Source organism: Halobacterium sp. MBLA0001 (assembly GCF_049705385.1).
GTDB lineage: Archaea > Halobacteriota > Halobacteria > Halobacteriales > Halobacteriaceae > Halobacterium > Halobacterium salinarum.
The window spans coordinates 1,481,537-1,503,567 of sequence record NZ_JBNAMQ010000007.1; the positions used below are offsets into that span (position 1 = coordinate 1,481,537).

Sequence of the window (22,031 nt, forward strand, 5' to 3'; positions counted from 1 at the left end):
CTCAGGTGACGAACAACATCGGCACCATGCCGGCCACGCCGACGGCAATCCCGGTGGCGAGTTCTCGGCGTCCGTTGTGTGGGAGTGCACCCCCGACCTCGCGTGCCTCCGGGATGAACTCACTGAGCACCAGAAACACCATCGCGCCGCCCGCGAACCCGTAGCCGAACGGGAGCGCGGCGCGCGCGATCTGCACGAAGACGTACGCGATCCCGGCACCGATCGGTTGGGGGATGCTGGTGAACACGGCGACCCCGACCAGCGTCCAGCGGCGCGCGCCGTGCTCGTGCAGCGGGATCGACACCGCAAGCCCCTCCGGCACGTTGTGGATCGAGATGGCGATGGTCATGAACACCGCGAGGATCGGGATCGAGAACCCGAGCACCGACAGCCCGCCGTCGATCCCCATGTCCGCGAACGAGACGCCGACAGCGACGCCCTCGGGGAACGAGTGGACGGTGAGCACGCCCGCGATGAGCGCGAGTTTCTTCACGTCCGCGGCGGCGATGTCCCGTGGCTCGAACTCGTGGTCGTCGATGACGTGTTCGGCGACCACCACCAGCGCGACGCCCGCGAGCGCGCCGGCCGCGATCTCAGTGGGGCCGCCGTAGTTGAGCGCTTCGCGGAACAGCCCGAACCCCGACGCCGAGACCATGATTCCGGAGGCCAGCCCCCACAATCCGACCCGCCACCGGTCGTCGATGTCGTCGACGAAGAAGAACGGCAGCGCGCCCAATCCGGTAGCCAGGTCCGTGAGGAGGCCGGCAAAGACCACGAACAACAGCTCCCCTGACGGGCTCATGTCTCAGCCATACGTTCGTAGTGTGAAGTCTTTTTCGAAGCGAAAACAATTTTTGGGATGCCTAAACTATCTGTGGTGATGATGTAACGATCCGGCTGCACCGCCGATTGCACGTCGCCGCCGTCCGGGACCCCACCGCCTCACCCGTATGGCGCGCCAGGATCCCTCACGAATCTTCGTGTGTGAGAGGCGTTCTCCCGGGGACACCGGGTCTGCAAGTTTAAGCCGTCCCCAGCCATCGGTCCACACGTGACGACCCAAGAAGACGCAGGTGGACTGTTCACCCCGGATCGAGTCGCCGTCGTCGGTGCGACTGACCGCGACGGGGCGATCGGTCGCGCCATCATCGACAACCTCAGTGATTTCGACAACGACGTCATCGCAGTCAACCCCGGCCGCGACGACGTGCTCGGGTACCCATGCTACCCCGACCTCGGCGACGCACCGCCGGTCGACCTCGCTGTCGTCGTCGTGCCGCCACAGATCGTCGTCGACGCCGTCCGCGACGCCGGCCAGGCGGGCGTCGAGAACGTCGTCGTGATCACCGCCGGGTTCAGCGAAACCGGCGGCGACGGCGCGGACCGCGAGCGCGACCTCGTGGCCGTCGCCGACGACTACGACATCAACCTCGTCGGCCCCAACAGCCTCGGGCTGCTGTCGACGCCGACCGGGCTCAACGCCACGTTCGGCCCGTCGAACGCCCTCCCCGGGAACCTCTCGTTCATGAGCCAATCCGGCGCGTTCATCACCGCCGTCCTCGACTGGGCCAACGACCAGGGCATCGGCTTCAAAGACATCGCCAGCCTCGGCAACAAAGCCGTGCTCAGCGAGACGGACTTCATGCAGGCGTGGGCCGACGACCCCGACACGAACGTCATCCTGGGCTACCTCGAAGGCGTCGACGACGGCCGCGAGTTCATCGACGACGCGCGTGAAGTCACGCAGGACACGCCAGCGGTCGTCGTCAAATCCGGCCGCACGGAAGCCGGCGCACAGGCCGCGTCCTCGCACACCGGCACCATCGCCGGCAGCGAGGCCGCCTACGAAGCCGGGTTCAAGCAGGCCGGCGTCGTCCGCGCGGAAAACGTCCAGGAGCTGTTCGACTTCGCGCGCGCACTCGACGGCCTCCCGATGCCCGACTCCGAGGACGTCGCCGTCATCACGAACGCCGGCGGTCCCGGCGTCATGGCGACCGACGCGGTCGGTGACTCCCGGCTGTCGATGGCGTCCTTCGAGGACGACACCATCGACGCCCTCCAGGGGTCGATGCCCGACGAAGCGAACGTCTACAACCCCGTCGACGTCATCGGGGACGCCGAAATCGACCGCTTCCGCACGGCCATCGACACCGTGCTCGCCGACGAGCACGTCGGCTGTGCGCTCGTCCTCTCGGCACCGACCGCGGTCATCGACTACACCGAACTGAGCGGCGTCATCACCGCGCTGCAGGAAAAACATAACAAGCCAGTGGTCACGTGTCTGATGGGTGGTGAACGCACCGAGCAAGCGACCGACGTACTCGGGGACGCCGGCATCCCCAACTACTTCGACCCCGCCCGGGCGATCGGCAGCCTGGACGCGCTCGCGGTCCAACGCGAGGTCGAATCCCGGGACTACCAGGCCCCCACGGCCTTCGACGTGGACCGCGACGCCGCCCGCGACATCCTCGAAGACGCCGCCGACCGCGGCGCAACCCGGCTCGGCGTCGAAGCCATGGACCTGCTCGACGCCTACGGCATCCCGACACCGACCGGCGACGTCGTCGACAGCCCGGACGCCGCGCGCCGCGTCGCCCGCGACATCGAGGGGGACGTCGTGATGAAGATCGTCAGCCCGGACATCCTCCACAAATCCGACATCGGCGGCGTGAAAGTCGGCGTCGAAACCGACGCCGTCGCGGACGCCTACGAGGACCTCATCACGCGAGCCACCAACTACCAGCCCGACGCAACCATCCTCGGCATCCAAGTCCAGGAGATGGTCGACGTCGACGCCGGCACCGAAACCATCCTCGGGATGAATCGCGACCCACAGTTCGGGCCGCTGCTGTTGTTCGGGCTGGGCGGGATCTTCGTGGAGATCCTCGAAGACACCAGCGTCCGCGTCGCCCCCGTCTCCGAGCGCGAAGCCGGTGACATGATCGACGACCTCGATTCCGCGCCGCTGCTGCGCGGTGCCCGCGGCCGCGACCCCGCCGACGAGGCCGCCATCACGGAGGCCATCCAGCGGCTCAGCCAGCTCGTCACCGACTTCCCCGCGATCCTCGAACTGGACGTCAACCCGCTGCTGGCAACCGGTGACAGCGCAACGGCGCTCGACGTGCAACTCACCATCGACCCTGACGAACTATGACAGACACCCTACTCGTAACATCGACGAACGCAGGCACCGGCAAAACGGCGGTTTCGCTCGCGCTCGCACGGCTCGCCGGCGACCGCGACCGGACCGTCGGATACATGAAACCGAAGGGCACCCGCCTCCAGAGCAACGTCGGGAAAACCCTCGACGCCGACCCGCTGTTGGCGCGCGACCTCTTGGACCTCGACGCGGAGATCCACGACCTCGAACCGGTCGTGTACTCGCCGACGTTCATCCAGGGGGCCGTCCGCGGCCGCGAAGACAGCGCGAACCTCGCGGACCGCGTTCAGGACGCCTACGACGAACTCGCCACGGACCGCGACGTGATGCTCGTCGAGGGCGCTGGCACACCGACGACCGGCGGCATCGTGGACCTCACCGACGGCGACATCGCGGCACTGCTCGATGCCCGCGCGATCGTGGTCGCGGACTACACCGGCCCCAGCGACGTCGACGACGTACTCGCCGCCGCGGACGCGCTCGGCGACCGCTGTGCGGGCGTCGTGTTCAACGCCGTCGCGGACGCCGTCTACGACGACGTCGAAAGCGAAGTCACGCCGTTCCTCGAAAGCCAGGGGATCCCCGTGCTCGGCGTGTTGCCCGTCGAGCGCGACCTCGCGGGGGTCACCGTCGACGACCTCGCGTCGGAGCTGGGCGCGACGGTGCTCACCGAGGACACCGCCACCACCGACGCCATCGTCGAGCGCTTCCTCGTGGGCGCGATGAGCAGCGAATCCGCGCTCAGTCACTTCCGCAGAACGAAGGACGCAGCCGTCATCACGGGCGGCGACCGCGCGGACATCCAAACGGCGGCCCTGGACGCGCCGGGCGTGCAGTGTCTCGTGCTCACCGGCGGCCACCGCCCCTCGGGTGCGGTACTCGGTAAGGCAACGGACGCAGGCGTGCCCGTGCTCTCAGTGGACGCGGACACGCTGACGACGCTCGAACGCGCCGAGGAGCTGGTCAGAGACGGACGCGTCCGCGACGAACACACTGTCGACGTGATGCAGCGACTCCTCCACGACCACGCCGACACCGATCGGCTACTCGACTAACCACCGCTCCGACTACACGAGGGCGTCGGGTTCGACCCAGACGACGAACCGGTCGTCGCGGCGGATGATTCCCCGCGTCGTCTCCGACGCCGCCGACTCATCCAGGGCCGCCTCACCGACCGCCTCCACTTCGTGGACGTCGTCAACCAGCAGCCCGGTGGCGTCGTGATCCGACAGCACGACGATGCGGGTTCCGTCGGCTGCGCCGTCTTCGCCGAGTTTCACGCGCGGATCGACCACCGTTGTTGTTTCACCACGCAAGTCGACTACGCCGATCACGTGCTGCTCGGAGTTCGGAATCGGGGTCACGTCCTCGCCGGCGTCGACGATCTCATCGACGTGTGCGATGTCGATGCAGTACCGACCTGCTCCCAGGGAGAACTCAAGCACGTCCGTCTCGTCATCGGACATAGGTCTGCATCAGCGGCCGGTCGGATTAAGCGTTTGGTTCAGTCAGCCCCGACACTCTTTTTTCTGGCGGGGCCGTTTTCCATCTCGATGGACCCGGTGGACGTGTTACGGGTACTCGGTAACAAGTACAACGCCGAGATACTCGAAGCGACGCACGCGCCGAAGTCCGCCCAGGAGCTCAGCGACGAACTCGACATCCCGATCGCGACCAGTTATCGGCGCATCGAGGAACTCAGCGAGCACGACCTCCTCAAACTCGAAGGCAAGGAACTCGCCGATGAGGGGCGGCGCACGAAAGTGTACCGGCGCCAAGTCGACGAGATCAGCGTCCAGTTCGGCGTCAACGAGACGACCGTCGAGACCAAAGAGCGCACCGAAGCCAAGAACGCACTGGTCGACGTGTGGAGTGATCTCGGGGCGGATAGTAGTGAGTGATTCTCGCGGCTAATAATCGCGCCCCTACATTTTTACGGGATCTCGGGGTGGTATTCGGTAGGAACGGAATGCGTCTCATCGAAGCACTCTACGTGTTGTTCAGCGGAACTCTCGCGGTCGCCGGCCTCAGCATGGTCGTGTTCGCGGTGCGCGCGTACAAGGACACGGGCCGCCCGTCCATGATGCACCTCTCGGCCGGTTTCGGCCTCGTCGTAGCCGCCGCTGTCAGCACGACTGTCCTGGCGTTTCTGACTGGGTTCGAACACACGCGCACGCTGTTGACGGCTAACTACTTCATCACGACGGCCGGCTACCTGTTCGTGATGTACAGCATCATCCGCTCGGAGTGATCTACGAGAGGCGTGACTTCACGCGGTCGAACAGCTTCACGCGGCGTTCGGCGGTTTCTTCGTCGGCGTCGACGCCGGCCTCGGCCAACATCTCCTCGATGGAGATCTCGTAGACCGGCCCCTCAGCATCCGCCTCGTCGTCGTCGTTGTCGGGCTGGCTTTCTCCCGTGTCCGGGTCGACCCACTCGAAGGCGTCGCCGTCGTCTGTGCTGGTGTCCTCGCTGTCGGCTGGTGGTTGTGGTGGTGTCATCCCAATACTGTCCGCGAGACTCGCTGCAAGGCGGTCGTAGGCGCGGGCGGCCGGGCTTTCAGGGGTGAGATCGACAACCGGATGGCCCTTTCGCACCGCGAGCTTGACTGCGTCATCGTGTGGGACGCTGACCGTGACCGCGTCGGTCGTGCCCAGCGCCGCGGCGATCCCCTCGACGTCATCGAACCCGCCGTCGCCGGTCCGCGTGAACACCGCGCCGACCACCGGCTTGTCGAGTTTCGACACGAGCTGTCCGGTCTTCGTGGCGTCGGTCAACGAGTTCAACTCCGCGGTCGTGACCAACAATACCCCGTCAGCGACGCTCATCGCCATCGCGATGTCGTAGCTCAGCCCAGCCCCCGCGTCCAACAAAACCACGTCGTGGTCGGCGCGCAGCCGCGTCACGACCCGATGCAGGGACTTCGCGTCGGCCTCGGCGAACTGCTCCAAATCGGTCGATCCCGGAACGACGGTCACGCCGTGAGCGTCGTAGGCCGCATCCGCCGGGGACGCGTCGCCGGAGAGCACGTCGTGCAGCGTCACGTCCCCAGTGAGGCCGAACAACCCGGCGAGGTTCGCCATCCCGAGATCAACGTCGACCAGCGCCACCTCGAAGCCGTCATCGGCGAGCGCGACTCCGAGGTTCGCCGTTGTCGTCGACTTCCCGACGCCGCCTTTCCCGCTGGCGACAGCGAACACATACCCCTCCCGACCGGCCTCGCTCATCGTATGCGTTCTTGCGGAGGCCCGCACATAAGTGTGGCTCCCCGTCAGACCGCCAGCAGCGACTTCACGAGTTCCAGCGTCACCGACCCGATGACGCAGGAAATCCAGGTCAGCGCCACGAAATGAATGTACGCGTTGACCTTGTGACCGCCGTCGACAACCCGCGTCATCAGCGACGACAGCGACGCGTTGATCAGCAGCGTCAACACCAGCAGGTACTTGATCGTCTCGATGTCGTACACCTCGGTGTTGATGATCGACCCCACGTCGAACGCCGGATTGGAGAAATCAAGGCCCAGCCCGGAGATCACGTCGACGATCCCCAGCCCGATGAAAAACGCGAACGTCGCCGCCGCCGAGATCCCGTACAACACGCCAACGAGCGTCGACGCGGACTGGCTGCGCTGCTGGCGCAACTGCAAGACCTCGCTCATGTTCTCGGAGATGAGCTCCCCGAGGTGTTTCGGCGCGCCCCCCATCTGGCGCCCGATCAGATACATCTCCGAGAACTTCTGAATGAGATACGAGTGCGAATCCGCGGTGAAATGCCGCCACGCCTGGGACGCGTCCAACCGCAGGTTGAGCCGCTTGTAGAGGTCGTCGATGAGCTCCGTGAGCGCCCCGAAGTTCTTGTCACGAAGCGTCTCAAGCACCCGCGTCGTGGTCGTCTGGCGGGCCGTTTCACTGGACCCCAGCGCGCGGATGAAACTCGTGAACGCGTCGTCGCGGTCCTTGACACGGCCCTCTTCGGCGCGCGCCACCAGCCCCGGGATGAGCAGGGGTGTCGTCGGGACCGCCGCGTACATCGGCAGCGGCAACACGTCGGGTGCCAGTGGCGTCCACGACAACTGGACGGCGATCACCACCACCACGAGCACCACCGCAGCAACGCTCCCGGCGGCGGTCGCGACCCGCATCCGCCACTCCACGCTCGTGGTCCGGTCCTCCGGGAAGTACCACAGCGGATCGCTCGGCGCGAGCGTGTACATCGTGTACAGGAACCCGATCTGGATGAACGTGTACAACACGACGACCGCCGACACGGTCATCGTCGGGTCCGTGCCCGAGAGGATCGGCAACACAGTCGCGAACACGAGCGCGAACGTCACGGACAACACCATCGACAGGTAGAGGTCTTTCATCACCTCGATGTTCTCCAGTTGGCCCTCGTAGGTGGTCGCGTAGTTCCGGATGATCGCCTCCTGCTCGCTCATCAGGTACGACTCCAGGCTCTCCCCGGAGTTGATCGTGTACGCCAGCCGATCGAGAAAGTCGGCAATGAGGTCGCTTGGCACCTTGTTGGCGCGCATCCGGCACGCGTCGTCGAGGCTCTGGTTCCAGGCGTCGATGAGCTGGACGATCCGCCGCGCCTCCTCGGACAGCGGCCCGTACTCCTCTTCGGCACCGATCCGACGAAACACCTCCACGCGGTCGATGTTGGTGGTTGACAACACCGTCATATGCGTGATGAACAGGTGGAACCGGTTTTCCATCCGCGTGCGGCGCTGATCCATCCGAATCTTCGGGTACATCACGGCCGCGATCAACGCAAGCAGCCCCAACATCGGCGTCGGGATCAACAGATACGTCGGCAAGGAGAGCGCGACGATCGCGACGATCGTCACGAAGAAGAACACCACCGCAGGCACGAGCGCGAACGCCACGTACCGGAACGCCGGCATCGGCATCGTCCGATACGACTCCACGACCGACTCCACGAACTCCCCGAAGTCGACGTCGCTCAGCGACCCCTCGCTCTCGACGTGTTCGCCCTCGGCTTCGGTTGCCATGCTGACTCAGAACCCGCGTGAGATCGTGAACGGCAGTCCCTCGACGCCGTCACGCTGGAAAGCCGCAATCGTGTCGTTGAAATCGTGGTAGCCGATGAGGTCCTCCTGGATGATGCGCTCGAGGATCTCAGCGCGGAAATCCATCTCGTCGTAGATCTCCCGCGTGTCGGCGTACCCCAGCAGCGTCGCGATCTGTTCTTCGAGCACGAAGGAGTTGTTCCGGCCCTGGAAGACGATCTCGTCCTCGACCGGATCCCAGTAGAACGCCTGCCGGGTGACAACCCCGCCCATCTCCTTGGAATACCCCTCGATCTCCTGGACCGAGGTGACGCGTCGCAACACGTCGTCGCCCTGCTTCACGCGGTTCTGGAACAGCGCCACGTCGGCGTTGTCCATGAACGTCTCCGGGACGTTGATCGGCTCCCCGGTGAACCGCTGAATCATCGAGACGATGTCGCTTGCGTGGAACGTCAGCATGACCGGGTGGCCGGTCTGGGCCGCCTGGAACGCCATCCGTCCCTCCTCCCCACGCACCTCGCCGACGATGATGTAGTCCGGGCGCGACCGCAGCGCCGCCGCGACCAGATCGAACATGTCCACGTCCGCGGAGTTCTCGCCCTGCCCCTCACGGGTGAGCAGCTGCTGCCAGGTGTCGTGTGGCGGAATGACCTCGGCGGTGTCCTCCGCGGTGTAGATCTTCGAATCCCGGGGAATGAACGACATGATGGAGTTCAGCGTCGTGGTTTTCCCCGACGCCGTCTCCCCGACGACGAACACCGTCTGTTCGTTCTCCAGGCACAGCCAGAGGTACGCCGCGAGCTCCGGCGACAGCGTCCCCCACTTGGTGATCTGCCCGACCGACAGCGGCACGTCGTCGCCCTGTCGGATGGTGAGCGACGGCCCCTTCAGGGAGACGTCGTCGCTGTAAATGATGTTGATGCGGGAGCCGTCGGGCAGCGTCGAGTCCACGATGGGGTCGCTGTCGGAGACCGGGTCGCCCATCCGCTCGCCCATGTTCCGCAGCCAGCCGTCGAACTCGTCGGGCGTCCCGAAGTCAACGGTCGTCTCCAGCATCCCGTAGGTGCCGTGGTCGACGTAACAGCCGGTCGGGCCGATGACGTGAATGTCCTCGTTGTAGGGGTCACGCATCACCGGCTCCAGCGGTCCGAACCCGACGATGTCGCGGTTCAACTGGTACCGGATGTTCTCGTAGGTCGTCTCCGAGACGGGAATGCGACCGAACCCGAACGCTTCCTCAAGCGCCTCCCGGACCATCGGGACCGCGCGCTGAACGCGGTTGATCGCGTTCCGAGGCGACGACGCGACCCGGCGCGCTCCCGCACGCATCTGCTGGGCGGACAAGTCACCGGAGTCCAGGGACATCTGGCCACGATCGTCGCCGACCATCCGATCCGCCACCGTCGACGCGTCGAAGTTCTTCACCAGCGATCCCAGGTTGTTCGGGAGCTGGCGCACCCTGTGGAACACGTCGTCGGACTTGTCGTCGGAGATGCGAACGGTCTCCTCTAGCAGCTCTTCGATGCGGTCGTCGTACTCGGCCTCGGCCTCCGGTGCGGGTTTGTTGACCGACTTCTCGAGGATGCGCTCCTGGACGTTCTTGAACACCGCCGCTTCGGGCCCCGACAGCTCCGGCTCGATGGTGTAGTATTTCGTGTCTTTTCCCAGGTCACCGTACACGTGACAGAAGATGGGGCCGCCCACAGGGTAGACGACGTTCGGCTTGTCGGCCTCCCAGTCGTCGGTCGGTTCGTCGATCAGCTCCGGGAACTCGCCGGTGAACTGTTTGAACCGCTGGAGATACTCCTGGAGGTGCGTGTAGCGGGTCGCCGTCTCCCGGAGTTCGTGACCGATCTGTCGACTCCCATGGTCTGCCATGTGTATTCCTGTTATGCCACACTGCGGCTTTCGATGACGATTCCAGTGCCGGACCGCACCGAGTATCCGATGGAGTCGCCGACCTGTTCGCCCATCCCCGCGAACCGTCGAACGGCGATCGACCGCCGAACGTCGTTGCCCACCTCGACCATCTCGAGTTCGAGGTAGACGTCGGCGATCGATCGGAACGGACCGATCGCCTCCTCGTCAACAGTACTGGGGTCCACGGTCAAAACAATGACCTTTCCTTGCGACACCAGATCCCTAAAAAAGGATATGATTTCGAGGGCCGCCTGGCGCTCCTCGTTCTCCCGCACTAGCGCCTCGAAGTTCGGGTCGTTGCGCAGGATGGCGTCGAAGGTGTCCACGACCACAACGTCGGCGTCCCACATCCGGTCGGCCTCCATCAGCCGCTTCAACAGCTGTCTGCGGCTCCCGTCGTCGTCGTTGCTGGACGCCCCACCCCGCAGCGCGCTCTTCCCGGTGTCGACGTCGGCCTCCAAGAACAGGAGGTTCTCGTTGAGCAGATGCTCCTCGACGTCATAACTCAACGAATGCATCTGGTCGATGAACCCACGGACGGTCAGCTCCGTGGACACCAGCGTGACGGCGTTTTCCTCCTCGCAGAGCCCGTACGAGAACCGCTGGCTCATGGCTGACTTCCCCGCACCGTAATCGCCCTCGACGAGGACGATGCTGCCGCCCGGGATGCCGCCACCGAGCTCGTTGTTCAGTCGGTCGTGCTCGTCCAGTCCAAGCGAATACAGTGTGCGCGTGCTCATGAGACTCTCAACTCCAGGACTTCTCGATCCCCGTTGGCTAGCACGACGACGCGGTGGTCACCGGCACTGAGATCGACGTTCGTCGCGTCCACTTTCAACACGTTTCCCGGCTGCCACCCGCTTCCGTCAACCACCGACACGCTCACTGCAGTCTTGTACTCTCCGTCCACGATAACGTTGATCGTGCTCGCGTCCGCGGGCAACGATTCGGAGCCGGTGTTTTTCACCAGCAGCGTCAGGGTCGTGTTCGCGCCGTCGTACACCGCGCTCGGGCTCCCCGGATCACTGATGATCGACACGTCGGTCTCGATCTGGTGGCTCACGTCGACGCTCCGATCGCTCAACGCCCCGCTCAAGCGTTGTACGCCGTTCGTCATCGTGCCTGCGACCGACGCCGCGACGAGGATCGACGCGATGAAGATGATCAGCGTCGACGACGACACGCTCGCCACTCAGACCACCTCCGTGGCTGTGACGCCCGTTCCCGTCACCACCTTCACTCGTGTTGGGGCCGACCCGGTCGGCACTGTCACTGAATACGTCTCGCCGGGCAGCCAGAGGTCCGTCTGCGAGTTCCCAGCGACCGACGACGACACGTACGCGCTGTCGGTGACGTACTCACCGTCTACGAGGACGTCGGTCTGCGAAACGGACAGCGTCGTCGAGCCGTTGTTGGTTGCGTTCACCGTCACGGTGTCGTTCACTGAGTCGTACGTTGTGTTCGCCACTTCCACCACCGTGTTCTTCGCAGTCAGCACGCGGTCGTTGCGCGCGTTGTTCGCGTCTTGGACACGCTCGAACCCGTTGAACGCCGCCGAATAGAGGATTCCAACGCTCACGAACGCGGCGATGAACAGGATCGCCGCGGACCCGCTAACGCTGAATCCCATTCCTATGGAGGTCCTCGCAGCGGTCAACGATGACGCGCTCGATGTCTTCGCTTGCTAGCTCTTCGATATATTCGAGACTCTCTAGGTGGTCGTCCATTGTCAATTCAGTGCTTCCGAACTCCTCGCGGTAGAGATAATCCGAGTCGGTCAGCCCTTCAAGGAAGTCGAACAGCTGGTCGCGCACCGGCTCTCCGATCCATCCGATGCGCTCGTAGTAGTTGATCGTCCGAACCGTGTTCTTCGGGCCGAACTCGGTCAGGAGGAACTCCAACCACTCCAAGCACACGACATCGGCGAGGTACCCGGTCGGCGGCTCGGCGAGATGCGGGCCGTCCTCGCCCCCGACTGCCAGCCCGGGGGCTGCTCCCGGTCCCGTCGGTGCGCTCATCCGTCCGCCCGGGTCCGCGTCCGGCTCGGACACCAATCCGTCGTCGCCGCTGTCCGCAGCCATCTCCTCGTCGTCGTCCGCTGTGGCGTCCGCCTCGGCCTCGAAGTCGTCACCGGCATCATCGAGATCGTCCTCGAACGCGTCGTCGGCGTCGTCTTCTTCGAGGTCCGAGTCGTCGAAACCGATGTCGGGCTTGTCCTCGGCTTCGATTCCCGCCTCGCCCTCGATCTCCTCGCCTTCCGCCCAGTCCGCGTCGCCGGATTCGTACTCCTCTTTGAGCTCCTCGAAGGACGTTCCCCCACCACCTTCGCCGTCATCGGCATCCTCGCTGTCGTCGTCGTCTTCGAAGTCGCCGAACTCGTCGTCCATCTCCTCGTCATCGTCCTCGAAGTCGCCGAACTCGTCATCCACCTCCTCGTCGTCGTCCTCGAAGTCACCGAACTCATCGTCCATCTCCTCGTCGTCGTCCTCGAAGTCACCGAACTCGTCATCCATCTCGCCGTCGTCGTCCTCGAAGTCGTCGTCGAACGCGTCGTCCTCGAAGAACTCGTCGGCTTCCGCCTCGGCGACATCCGTATCGAGATCGCCGGTTTCGTCGCTGTCCTCTTCGTCCTCGTCGAACAATCCGAAGCTGTCGCCGCCGCCCCCAGGCCCACCAGCGGCGTTCGGATCCACGTCGTCGACGAACGGGTTCACACCGCGTGTCACCATCTCGTAGATCTCGAGGAGCTTTCGAACGTTCTCCTCGACGTCCTCGACACTCTCGCTTATTTGTTCGTTCTCGCTCCGGACGGTATTGGCTTTCGACGCGACGTTTGAGACCTCGGTTTCCAGATCTTCGATGCGGTTTTCGAGCTCGTTGACGGACGAATCGGCGCCACCCGCACCGTCGCCGCCGCCGCCGTCCATGTCATCGAAGGACCCGAACTCGTCGTCGAAGTCGTCATCGAAGTCCTCGTCCATGTCCAGATCTGAGTCGTCGCCGCCACCACCGCCACCACCGCCGCCGGAGTCCTCTGACCCCTCGTCGTCGAGCCAACTGGCCATTCCGACGACCAGTGCCCCGAACTGCACGAAGACCACGGCAGTCGGGGTGAGGTCGATAATCGTCATCGGAATAGATAACGAGAGCCGCAGGTAATTAATGTTCTCCCCCAGTTCTCAATCAGATAAATCGGACCCCGAGTCGCCGCCCAGTGACTCGGTTTTCGATCCTGTCACTGCATCGATGAAAGTCGCGCGATATACACCAGGCTCAGGACGTGATCGGACATCTCTAGGTCACTGTGTGAGTCGTCGTCCGCCGGCCCCGAAAACCCACGCACGTGCCCCTGGAGCCGCTCGGCGGCGTCCGCGCTCACCCAGCCCACGGTCTCGTAATACTCGATCGCCTTCAGTGCGCGCTTGACCCCGCCACGCTCCAGCAGGAAGTCCAACCACTCGAACAGCGTGATCTCCGCGGCGTACTGCCCCGGCATCGTCTCCAAGTACGGGCGTTCGAGGCTCTCCACCGACGCGCTCGAATGCATGAACAACAGCTGTTTCAGCTGTGCCGAGCGCACCGCCATCCGTCTTTAGTTAAGCGAGAAACCGCGTGATAGCGGCGGCTTATCGAGGCACCTTTCGGAAGGAATGAGGAAGTCCAGTCTGTGCACGACAAGGACTCCTCATCTCGGATTATGCGTCGGCTCACTACACTGTTTCCCTCTGAGTTCCTCGAAGAGCACGCCGAGGAACTCGGCGTGGTCGAACGTGACCGCAAGCTCCAGATCCCTGCCTTCGTTTGGGCATTCGTGTTCGGCTTCGCCGCAGGCGAAAGCCGAACACTCGCCGGGTTTAGACGCTGTTACAACTCGACTGCCGATGAGACGATCTCTCCGGGTGGATTCTATCAGCGGTTGACACCGACGCTTGCGGAGTACTTCCGCGACCTCGTCGAGCATGGTCTCGACGAGGTCGCTGTTCCTAACGCTGTTGACGCTGATATCGACCGATTTAGAGACGTGATGATCGCTGATGGAACGGTGTTGCGGTTACACGAATTTCTCTCAGATCAGTTCGAAGCCCGCCACGAGGAGCAGGCTGGAGCGAAGCTCCACCTGCTCCACAATGCCACAGAGCAGACGATTGAACGGCTCGATACTGCTAACGAGAAAACGCACGACAGCACCTTGTTCAAAACAGGGCCGTGGCTTGAGAATCGCCTCGTGTTGTTCGATCTCGCCTACTTCAAGTACCGCCGGTTTGCGCTGATCGACGAAAACGACGGCTACTTCGTGAGTCGGCTGAAGGATAACGCGAATCCGCTGATTACGAGGGAGTTACGGGAATGGCGCGGTCGCGCCATTCCCTTAGAGGGCAAGCAGCTCCGAGCTGTTCTCGACGATCTCGATCGGAAGTACATCGATGTAGAAGTCGAAGTCGAATTCAAACGAGGGCCGTACAATGGGACGCGGTCACTAGATACGAAGCGATTTCGCGTCGTCGGCGTCCGCGACGAGGACGCCGACGACTACCACCTGTACATGACGAATTTAGCGAGGAAGGAGTTCTTTCCGGCGGATTTAGCGGAGATCTACCGCTGTCGGTGGGAAGTTGAGTTGCTGTTCCGGGAGCTGAAGACGCAGTACGAATTGGACGAGTTCGACACGAGTGACGAACACGTGGTGAGGATCTTATTGTACGCAGCGCTGCTGTCGCTGCTTGTAAGCCGCGATCTGTTGGATCTAGTCACTGAGCAGGCGGATGATGAGCTTGTGTTTCCGACAGAGCGCTGGGCGGCGACCTTCCGGTCGCACGCCCAGCTCATTCTCCACGAACTCGGTGAGTTCCTCGGCTATTCACCACCGCCGCTGCTCGACCGGCTGATCGAAGACGCTCAAAAGATCCACAAGCAACGACCAATCTTACAAGAGACGCTCGCTACCACTACACAACCGAGGTGTGAGGCTTAACTAAAGACGGATGAGCGCACCGCCTCCTCGGTGGTCTGCTCGTGTTCTTTCAGGCGCTCTTTGAGCTCTCGGATGTTCTCGTCGCCGCCCGCGCGGGCGGCACTGCGCAACTCTTCCGGGTCGTACTCGCGTGGGTTCAATGTCATTGGCTATCCGTGGTCAGTTTGTCGACGCGCTCGCTCAGTTGCGAGACAGCCGTCGACTGTTCTTGGGTCGCGGACACGATCCGATCGGACGCCGCCGCCGCCGCCTCGGCCTGCTGTTGGACGTCCTCGATCGTGACGATCACGTCCTCGACCGTCGATGCCTGTTCGTCGTTCGCGCGCGCAACCTCTGTGATGCCGGTCGCAGCCTCGTCCACGGAGGTCGCGATCTCCTCGAGCGCGGTGAGCGCGTCGTCGATCTCGTCGCCGGCCCGGTGGATCTGCTCGTGGGACTCCTCGACGGCGAGCACGGTCTCGTTGGCCTGCTGTTGGACATCACTGATGCTGCCCGCGATGCGCTCGGTGTGTTCGCGGGTTTCGTTTGCCAGCTCCTTGACTTCATCGGCGACCACGGCGAACCCGCTGCCGGCCTCTCCGGCCCGCGCCGCCTCGATGTTCGCGTTCAGCGCCAGTAGGTTCGTTTGGTCGGCGACCTCCGCGATCACCTCAACGACGTCCTCGATCTCGTCCATTCTCGACTCCAGTTTGGACACGCTCTCCATGAGGTCGTCGCTGATGTCGATGACCTCGTTGGTGGCCTGGTTCGCCCCCTCGCTGGCCTCCAACCCGCTTTCAGCCGCGTCCTGGGCCTGTTCGGCGGCCGACGCAACCTGATCGGAGCTTGCCGCGACCTCCTGCATGCTCGCCGAGAAGTTCTCCATCTCGTTGGCGGCCGACGACAACATCTCGTTTTGGGAACTGACCGTGTCGGCGATGTCGGTCGCGTCGGCGGTGGCGCGCTCGATGGTGTCGGCCAGTTCCTGTGTCTGGCCGTCCACCTGCCCGACGAGCCGTTCGAATTGGTCGGCCATCCCGTTGAGCGCCGACACAACCGACACGAGTTGCTCGTTGATTATCCCCTCGTGCTCGAACGACGCCCGTTTCGAGAGCTGCCCGCTGGACAGCGCATCGATGGTCGTGCTGAGTTCGTCGACCAGCTCCTCGACGGCGTCCGCGCGACGCACGTCTTCGGTGCGGTCTTCGATCGTTTCGGCCACGGCCAGCAGCTCCCCGTCGTCGTCGAAGATCGGGCTGGCCTTGAACCGAATGTGCCTATCGGTGCCGCCCTGGTCGGTCATGACGCTCGTGTCGGCGTACAGCTGGGCCTTCTCTTCGGAGCGCTCGATGTCGAACTCCGCGGCCGCCGACCGCGGCGACTCGATGACCTTGTCGGCGAGCGTTTTGACGCGCCGGTCATCGGGGTAGAAGGCTTCGCTGGCGTGGTCCATCCCCATCGCGTCGGCTTTGCTGCAGCCGGTGAGCTCCTCGATGGTCTCGTTCCACGCGACGACGCTGCCGGTGGCGTCCAGCATGAACACCGGCATGCCGATGCTGTCCAAGAGCGCGTCGTCGTCGACGTTCAGCTCCTCTTCGGTGCCGCCGTCGGACGAGTCGCCGGCCGGCCCAGCCGCCGTTTCGTACGCAGCAACACCCGTGGCTGCGTCCTCAACGACCGCATGCATCCCGGTTTTGAGCTGGCGCTCGGCGTGGTCAACGGCTGCACCGTCGACGCCGCCCTCACGGAGCTGCTGGAACACCGCGTCGACAACCGCGTCGGCGGGCGTCGTGTACGCGTCGACGAATGCCTCCGCTGAGACATCGGCCGCGGTGTACACCGGGAGGTACGACTCCGGTGTCGGCGCTGTCTCGTCTAACAGTCCGTCGAAGTGGTCGGCGGCGTCCGCCGGAAGCGTCGGATCGAGATCCCGCTGGTCGACGCTGTAGCGCTCCTGAAGGCCCGCCATTGCGTCGTCGGCGTCCTCGAAGGACACGGCACTCGCTGCCGTGCCGCCGTCCGTCGCCGGCGTCCCAGCGCCGCGACCGAGCAGTTTGCGAAAGATGCGCAGCATTCGTCAGTAGGTCGGGAGAACCACATACAAAATAGTTCCCCACCGTGTATCAGTTCTAAGAATCGTCCGCGTGCGTGAACACGACCATTCGGTCGGTTCCCCTGTGCAGGCACAGCGACAGCCCCGCATCCGGAGCGAGTTGTTCAGTGTCGTTCCGTGACACGAGCGCCTGGTCGAACGGCTGGCCACAGACCGGGCACGCGACCGCATCCCGGTTCTCGAACAGCCGCGATCGGCCGGTGTCCTCTAATAGTTTTACCCGATGGCGGATCGCTGAAAAATCCATCTGATCCATAGATACGAGGACGAGCTGACTCGCCGTTAACGGTTCGGTACGGCGCAAATTATTGGTTTTCACCAGTGATAACCACAGCCCTACACTTTTGTATCGATGGCCGATCTGTATGGGTAAGCCCCAGCAGTCTCGATCGGGAGAGGGGGCGGGACAACAACACACTCATGTTCGAGTTCATCACTGACGAAGACGAGCGCGGTCAAGTGGGGATCGGCACGCTCATCGTGTTCATCGCGATGGTGCTGGTCGCCGCGATCGCCGCCGGCGTCCTCATCAACACCGCTGGCTTCCTCCAATCGAAGGGGTCGGCAACTGGTGAGGAAGCCTCCGCACAGGTCTCCAACCGCATCAACATCGTCTCCGCGTACGGCAACGTCAACACGTCCGGATCGACTGAGGTTGTCGATTACGCGAACCTGACGGTGCGCCAGGCCGCTGGGGCTGACAACATCAACCTCAGCAAGTCCACGATCCAGTGGATCGGCCCGGACACCGCCACCACCCTGACCTACGACGGGACTACCGCAAACGACACCGAATTCACGACGAATTCGATCAAGGGCGACAACGCGGACGTGCTGGTTGATCAGTCCGACCGCATCGAGATCGTCATGGACGCGGCCGAGATCACCACCAATGGACTGAAGGCTGGCGAAGAGGTCCAGCTGACAGTGACCACGCAGTACGGCTCGAAAACCACCTACTGGGCGAACGTTCCTGAGTCGCTCAAGGACAAAAACGCAGTCACACTATAACACACACGCTCATGTTCGAGTTCATCACTGACGAGGACGAGCGCGGTCAAGTGGGGATCGGCACGCTCATCGTGTTCATCGCGATGGTGCTGGTCGCCGCGATCGCCGCCGGCGTCCTCATCAACACTGCCGGCTACCTCCAATCCAAGGGGTCGGCAACCGGTGAGGAAGCCTCCGCACAGGTCTCCAACCGCATCAACATCGTCTCCGCGTACGGCAACGTCAACAGCGAGAAAGTCGACTACGTGAACCTCACCGTGCGCCAGGCCGCCGGAGCCGACAACATCAACCTCACGAAATCCACGATCCAGTGGATCGGCCCGGACAGAGCCACCACCCTGACGTACTCGTCGAACAGCCCGAGTTCGCTGGGTGAAAACTTCACCACCGAATCCATCAAGGGGAACAACGCTGACGTGCTGGTCGAGCAGTCCGACCGCATCAAGGTCATCATGTACGCCAGCGGCGTCAGCTCCACCCTCGGCTCCGGTGAGGAAGTGCAGTTGACGGTGACCACGCAGTACGGCTCGAAAACCACCTACTGGGCGCACGTCCCTGAGTCGCTCAAGGACAAAAACGCCGTCAAGCTGTAAGGCGCGCGTTTCGCACCGCCGCCCCTGCTGAACGATATCATTTTGTAGTCGCGTGTCGTCTGTCTAGGCGTGCCATCGCTGTACGGGCTGGAGCGCTCCGGGGATGTCGAGAAACTCGTGGAGCTGCTGCAGGAAAGCGAGAAGGAAACGGTTCGTCGGCGCGCGGCGGAGATCCTCGGGAACTTAGACGAGCCGGAACCGGAGGGGATCCAGGCGCTCGTTGACGCGATGAGCGACGACGACGAGTCGGTGCGTGCGGCCGCCATTGACGCGTTAACACAGCAAGAGGCGGTCGACGCGCTGATGCGTGGGTTAGACCAGGAAGTGCCCGACAGTGGAGCGACGTGGGCGCAGGCCGAAGCGTTCGTGGAGAACCTGGAGTCGGAGACGCCGGAGCTGCGGATGGCGGCCGCGAACGTCTTGGGATTGCTCGGCGTCGAGGACACCGCGCGGCCGCTTGCGAAGCAGCTACAGACCGAGGAGCACGTCGGTGTTCGGGCGCGGGTCGCGCGGGCACTGGGACGGATCGAACAGCCCGCAGTGACGGGGATTCTCGTCGACTGCCTGCACGGAGAGCCGTTGAAAGTTCGCCGGGAAGCCGCCGAGTCACTCGGACGACTGACGACTGAACAGGCCCTTGATGGGTTGTTGTCGGTGGTCGAAGACGACAGCGAGGCGATGCGGCGGACAGCCGTGAGTTCGCTGGGGCGGTTCGAGACCGCCGAGCCGGTGGACGCGCTCGTGGAGCGGCTGGGTGACGAAAGCGACCTGGTGCGGCGGGCGGCCGTCTTCTCGTTGATCGAGATCTTGTCGAACGTGCCACCGGATCAGAGCCACGAGCTGCGCGAAACGATCGTCGACCGGATGTCGGCGCGCTCCGACCCGAGTATCATCAAGTCGCTGATCGAGATCATCGACGAGGGAACGCAGCTACACCAGCGCCGGAACGCCACGTGGATGCTGGGGCGGGTCGCCGGTGATCAGCGCACGAAGATGGACGCGATCGAGGCGCTCCGGGAGCTGCTGGGCGAAGACGACGATCTGATCGCGCAGTTCGCGGCCACGGGGCTGGCAGAGATCGGTGGCGCGTCCGTGGAGACGTCACTGCTTGAGGTCGTCGAGACACAGGAGTACGGCGAGGACGCGGTTGCGATGGCGGCGTTCGCGCTCGGGAAGGTCGGCGGGGATCGATCCCGCCAGCGGTTGGAGCGACTGGTTGACGAAACGGACAGCGAAGAGGTGCGGCGGCGGGCGTTCTCGGCGATCTCGAAGCTGGGCGGAAAAACGTAGCACTGGTGGCGGTTTCAGTCACGAGAATTGCACGCAAAGCATTAAATACGTTTGCAGAAAAGGGATGTGTGAATGAGTCCGGGTGCGCGGTATCAGACGGGGCAGGTGTGGGCCGCGCCCGAAGCGCCGATCGTAGGTGAGGAATGAGCGAGTCAGAGTACAAGATAGCCGACGGGTCCGGGAAGTTCCTGCAGGCCGTCAAAGACGGCCGGCGGATGAAAGACGCCCAGTGGTCGAAAGGTCGCATCCTGTTGTCCAACAAGCGGATCGTGCTGGCCGGCAGCGAGGGGAAGCGGAACCTCCCGTTGTCGGAAGTCCAGGGGCTGAGCGGCCGGCACGACGTGAACCAGACCGTCGCGAAGGTCGGGAACTACGTGAGCATCAGGATGACCAACGAGAGCGTGATGTTGGTCTCGCTGGGTGACAACACGGAAACCTTCGAGAGCAAGCTCTACGGGGCGCTGCTGGACCAGACGGAGCTACAGGTGAAGCATCCCGCCGTCGAGGGCGGTGTGGTGACCGACGAGCAGTTCGAGCGTGCCCGCATCAAGGTCGACGAATCGGAGCTGAGCGTTGCGATGTCGAACGGGTCGTTCGTCTCCGTTGAGTTGGACGACGTCGGATCGGCGGAGGCCGCGTCCCTGGAGGTGAACGGTGACACGAAGCCGGTGTTGAAAGTCGAACACACCGTCAACCGGGACACGAGCGTGCAGACGTATTTCGCCACCGACTCGCACACGGCGTCGATACTGGAGTCACTGCTGACCAAGGAAGCCGAGAAAAGCCAGGGGTCAGTCGAGCTCTCGGAAACGGAAAAGCGGGTGCTGATGGCGCTGTATTCCGGGGTGTCGTCGTTCGAGATCCCGGACTTCCTGGGGATGGACGTGGACGAGGTCGAGTCGATCTTCGAGCGCCTCATCGAGGTCGACGTCCTCGAGGAGGTGCGCAAGCGCCGCGAGGTCACGATGAAAACACGGGGCCGCAACATCGCCAGCGAAGCGATCAACGAGGAGTGATCGTGGGGCTGCTCCTCTCGGACGCCACTCAGAGGTTGACGTCCTCGATGTGTTCGCTGACCGCCGCCCGCCCCAGCGACGTGAGCGCGATGCCGTCGTCGTCGGTGACCAGTTCTTTCTCGATGAGGTCGTTGAGTAACATCGTGACACGCGAGGCGTCGACGCCCAGCACGGCCGCGAGACTGGCGTTCGGGCCGCTGGAGTAGATCGCGACCAGGGCCTCGATTTCCTCGCTGGTGAGGGTGACGTCCGCCAACTCCTGTTTGAGGTGGGTGTACTGGAGGCGGATGTAGCGCCCGAGCAGGTTCATCTTCCGGCCGGAGCTGAGCGCGAGTTCGGTCGTGATCGGGCCGGTCGATCCCATGTGTCGCACGGACAGGAGTTGTTTGTTCGAGCCGTTGACCTCACGGTCGACGCGCTCGAAATGCGACACCGTCGAGAGGTCGATGGTGGTGTCGGCGTCGCCGGTGATCGTGAGGTCACCCGGCGAGAGCGCGAGATTCCCCTTCTCGAAGGGTTGGTCGGTGATCCGACCGCCGCGACGCGCCGGGTGTTTGGCGTAGACGGTCGTGCCGTGGACCAGCGCCTTGAACACGAGAGTGACGAACCGGTCGACGGTGCTGCCACCGCCCTCAATGACCGCGACGTGACGGTCCTCGTCGTGTTCGTAGGCGATCGTGACTGTGTCCTCGAAGAACCGCGCGAGGTCGCCGGGCGCGGTCTCGTGTTGGACGTCGAACACACCGTTGAGGGGGATCGTTGTCTTCTCGTCGTCGGCGGCAAGCACGATCCGGCGCTTGCTCATGACGACTCTGCCACGCACCGGTTCGACGTGCGTCGCTGTATCCGGGATAAACGACGAGACGAAGTCTGCGATTGCTGATTCCGACATACCCCCGTATACTCAATTATACGTCGTGGAGGCGGGTGAATAAGCGTTAC

Annotated in this window: 23 protein-coding genes; 9 read left to right on the forward strand and 14 right to left on the reverse strand. The window is 63.7% G+C overall.

Annotated features, from left to right (window positions below; genetic code table 11):
- Window position 1: 1 nt before the first annotated feature.
- Window positions 2-802, reverse strand: coding sequence for a ZIP family metal transporter (locus ACOZ32_RS08895; RefSeq protein WP_010902664.1), 801 nt, complete (start codon window positions 800-802; stop codon window positions 2-4).
- A gap of 249 nt (window positions 803-1,051) precedes the next feature.
- On the opposite strand from ACOZ32_RS08895, the gene ACOZ32_RS08900 reads away from it, so the two are divergent.
- Together ACOZ32_RS08900 and ACOZ32_RS08905 are read left to right on the forward strand one after the other, a co-directional pair.
- On the forward strand, window positions 1,052-3,154 hold the full coding sequence (locus ACOZ32_RS08900) for an acetate--CoA ligase family protein (protein ID WP_010902665.1): 2,103 nt from the start codon (window positions 1,052-1,054) through the stop codon (window positions 3,152-3,154).
- Window positions 3,151-4,215, forward strand: coding sequence for a phosphotransacetylase family protein (locus tag ACOZ32_RS08905; protein WP_136361288.1), 1,065 nt, complete (start codon window positions 3,151-3,153; stop codon window positions 4,213-4,215). The genes ACOZ32_RS08900 and ACOZ32_RS08905 overlap by 4 nt, the downstream gene beginning before the upstream one ends.
- Before the next feature lie 12 nt (window positions 4,216-4,227).
- Here the strand turns inward: ACOZ32_RS08905 and ACOZ32_RS08910 are convergent, their stop codons facing one another.
- Window positions 4,228-4,626, reverse strand: coding sequence for a chemotaxis protein CheW (locus ACOZ32_RS08910; RefSeq protein ID WP_010902667.1), 399 nt, complete (start codon window positions 4,624-4,626; stop codon window positions 4,228-4,230).
- A gap of 87 nt (window positions 4,627-4,713) precedes the next feature.
- Between ACOZ32_RS08910 and ACOZ32_RS08915 the strand changes: the two genes are divergently transcribed.
- Complete coding sequence (locus ACOZ32_RS08915) at window positions 4,714-5,061, forward strand: ArsR/SmtB family transcription factor (protein ID WP_424335149.1); 348 nt, start codon at window positions 4,714-4,716, stop codon at window positions 5,059-5,061.
- 68 nt (window positions 5,062-5,129) lie between these two features.
- On the forward strand, window positions 5,130-5,411 hold the full coding sequence (locus ACOZ32_RS08920) for a DUF7521 family protein (RefSeq protein WP_010902669.1): 282 nt from the start codon (window positions 5,130-5,132) through the stop codon (window positions 5,409-5,411).
- Between the two features lies 1 nt (window position 5,412).
- Here the strand turns inward: ACOZ32_RS08920 and minD are convergent, their stop codons facing one another.
- From minD to ACOZ32_RS08960, 8 genes are all read right to left on the reverse strand, one after another.
- Entirely contained in the window at window positions 5,413-6,387 is a 975-nt protein-coding gene (gene minD / locus ACOZ32_RS08925; protein ID WP_424335150.1) for a cell division ATPase MinD, read from the reverse strand.
- A gap of 44 nt (window positions 6,388-6,431) precedes the next feature.
- Entirely contained in the window at window positions 6,432-8,177 is a 1,746-nt protein-coding gene (gene flaJ / locus ACOZ32_RS08930; RefSeq protein ID WP_285253471.1) for an archaellar assembly protein FlaJ, read from the reverse strand.
- Between the two features lie 6 nt (window positions 8,178-8,183).
- Entirely contained in the window at window positions 8,184-9,956 is a 1,773-nt protein-coding gene (locus ACOZ32_RS08935) for a type II/IV secretion system ATPase subunit (RefSeq protein WP_375782367.1), read from the reverse strand.
- A gap of 128 nt (window positions 9,957-10,084) precedes the next feature.
- Window positions 10,085-10,855, reverse strand: coding sequence for an ATPase domain-containing protein (locus ACOZ32_RS08940; RefSeq protein ID WP_010902673.1), 771 nt, complete (start codon window positions 10,853-10,855; stop codon window positions 10,085-10,087).
- The gene (locus ACOZ32_RS08945) at window positions 10,852-11,307 is read right to left on the reverse strand and encodes a CARDB domain-containing protein (protein ID WP_010902674.1); all 456 of its coding nucleotides are present in this window, start codon (window positions 11,305-11,307) and stop codon (window positions 10,852-10,854) included. Before ACOZ32_RS08945 ends, ACOZ32_RS08940 begins: the two co-directional genes overlap by 4 nt.
- Window positions 11,308-11,745, reverse strand: coding sequence for a fla cluster protein FlaF (locus tag ACOZ32_RS08950; RefSeq protein WP_136361293.1), 438 nt, complete (start codon window positions 11,743-11,745; stop codon window positions 11,308-11,310). It abuts the gene before it with no gap.
- Entirely contained in the window at window positions 11,729-13,246 is a 1,518-nt protein-coding gene (locus tag ACOZ32_RS08955) for a FlaD/FlaE family flagellar protein (RefSeq protein WP_424335151.1), read from the reverse strand. The genes ACOZ32_RS08950 and ACOZ32_RS08955 overlap by 17 nt, the downstream gene beginning before the upstream one ends.
- A gap of 104 nt (window positions 13,247-13,350) precedes the next feature.
- The gene (locus ACOZ32_RS08960) at window positions 13,351-13,695 is read right to left on the reverse strand and encodes a FlaD/FlaE family flagellar protein (protein WP_424335152.1); all 345 of its coding nucleotides are present in this window, start codon (window positions 13,693-13,695) and stop codon (window positions 13,351-13,353) included.
- Window positions 13,696-13,812: 117 nt separating this feature from the next.
- Here ACOZ32_RS08960 and ACOZ32_RS08965 point away from each other — a divergent pair, with 117 nt between their 5' ends.
- Window positions 13,813-15,087 (forward strand): IS4-like element ISH8A family transposase, encoded by a 1,275-nt coding sequence (locus tag ACOZ32_RS08965; protein ID WP_424335260.1) that lies wholly within the window; start codon window positions 13,813-13,815, stop codon window positions 15,085-15,087.
- On the opposite strand, the gene ACOZ32_RS08970 is transcribed toward ACOZ32_RS08965, so the two are convergent.
- From ACOZ32_RS08970 to ACOZ32_RS08980, 3 genes are read right to left on the reverse strand one after another with little or no spacing between them, the layout of a single operon-like run.
- On the reverse strand, window positions 15,084-15,233 hold the full coding sequence (locus ACOZ32_RS08970; RefSeq protein WP_424335153.1) for a hypothetical protein: 150 nt from the start codon (window positions 15,231-15,233) through the stop codon (window positions 15,084-15,086). The two genes, ACOZ32_RS08965 and ACOZ32_RS08970, sit on opposite strands and share 4 nt — an antisense overlap.
- Window positions 15,230-17,140, reverse strand: a complete 1,911-nt coding sequence (locus ACOZ32_RS08975) for a methyl-accepting chemotaxis protein (protein WP_424335154.1) — start codon at window positions 17,138-17,140, stop codon at window positions 15,230-15,232. The genes ACOZ32_RS08970 and ACOZ32_RS08975 overlap by 4 nt, the downstream gene beginning before the upstream one ends.
- Before the next feature lie 55 nt (window positions 17,141-17,195).
- Window positions 17,196-17,435 (reverse strand): DUF7385 family protein, encoded by a 240-nt coding sequence (locus ACOZ32_RS08980; protein WP_010902679.1) that lies wholly within the window; start codon window positions 17,433-17,435, stop codon window positions 17,196-17,198.
- Between the two features lie 164 nt (window positions 17,436-17,599).
- Here ACOZ32_RS08980 and ACOZ32_RS08985 point away from each other — a divergent pair, with 164 nt between their 5' ends.
- The 4 genes from ACOZ32_RS08985 (at window position 17,600) to cheF1 (ending at window position 21,089) form a co-directional block, all read left to right on the forward strand.
- Window positions 17,600-18,190: an archaellin/type IV pilin N-terminal domain-containing protein gene (locus tag ACOZ32_RS08985; RefSeq protein ID WP_285271036.1), complete on the forward strand. Its 591-nt coding sequence runs from the start codon at window positions 17,600-17,602 to the stop codon at window positions 18,188-18,190.
- A gap of 11 nt (window positions 18,191-18,201) precedes the next feature.
- The gene (locus ACOZ32_RS08990; RefSeq protein WP_285271035.1) at window positions 18,202-18,783 is read left to right on the forward strand and encodes an archaellin/type IV pilin N-terminal domain-containing protein; all 582 of its coding nucleotides are present in this window, start codon (window positions 18,202-18,204) and stop codon (window positions 18,781-18,783) included.
- Window positions 18,784-18,852: 69 nt separating this feature from the next.
- The gene (locus ACOZ32_RS08995) at window positions 18,853-20,073 is read left to right on the forward strand and encodes a HEAT repeat domain-containing protein (protein WP_012289252.1); all 1,221 of its coding nucleotides are present in this window, start codon (window positions 18,853-18,855) and stop codon (window positions 20,071-20,073) included.
- 143 nt (window positions 20,074-20,216) lie between these two features.
- On the forward strand, window positions 20,217-21,089 hold the full coding sequence (gene cheF1, locus ACOZ32_RS09000) for a chemotaxis protein CheF1 (protein WP_010902684.1): 873 nt from the start codon (window positions 20,217-20,219) through the stop codon (window positions 21,087-21,089).
- A 28-nt stretch (window positions 21,090-21,117) separates the two neighbouring features.
- On the opposite strand, the gene cheF2 is transcribed toward cheF1, so the two are convergent.
- The gene (cheF2, locus tag ACOZ32_RS09005; RefSeq protein WP_010902685.1) at window positions 21,118-21,981 is read right to left on the reverse strand and encodes a chemotaxis protein CheF2; all 864 of its coding nucleotides are present in this window, start codon (window positions 21,979-21,981) and stop codon (window positions 21,118-21,120) included.
- Window positions 21,982-22,031: the final 50 nt, after the last annotated feature.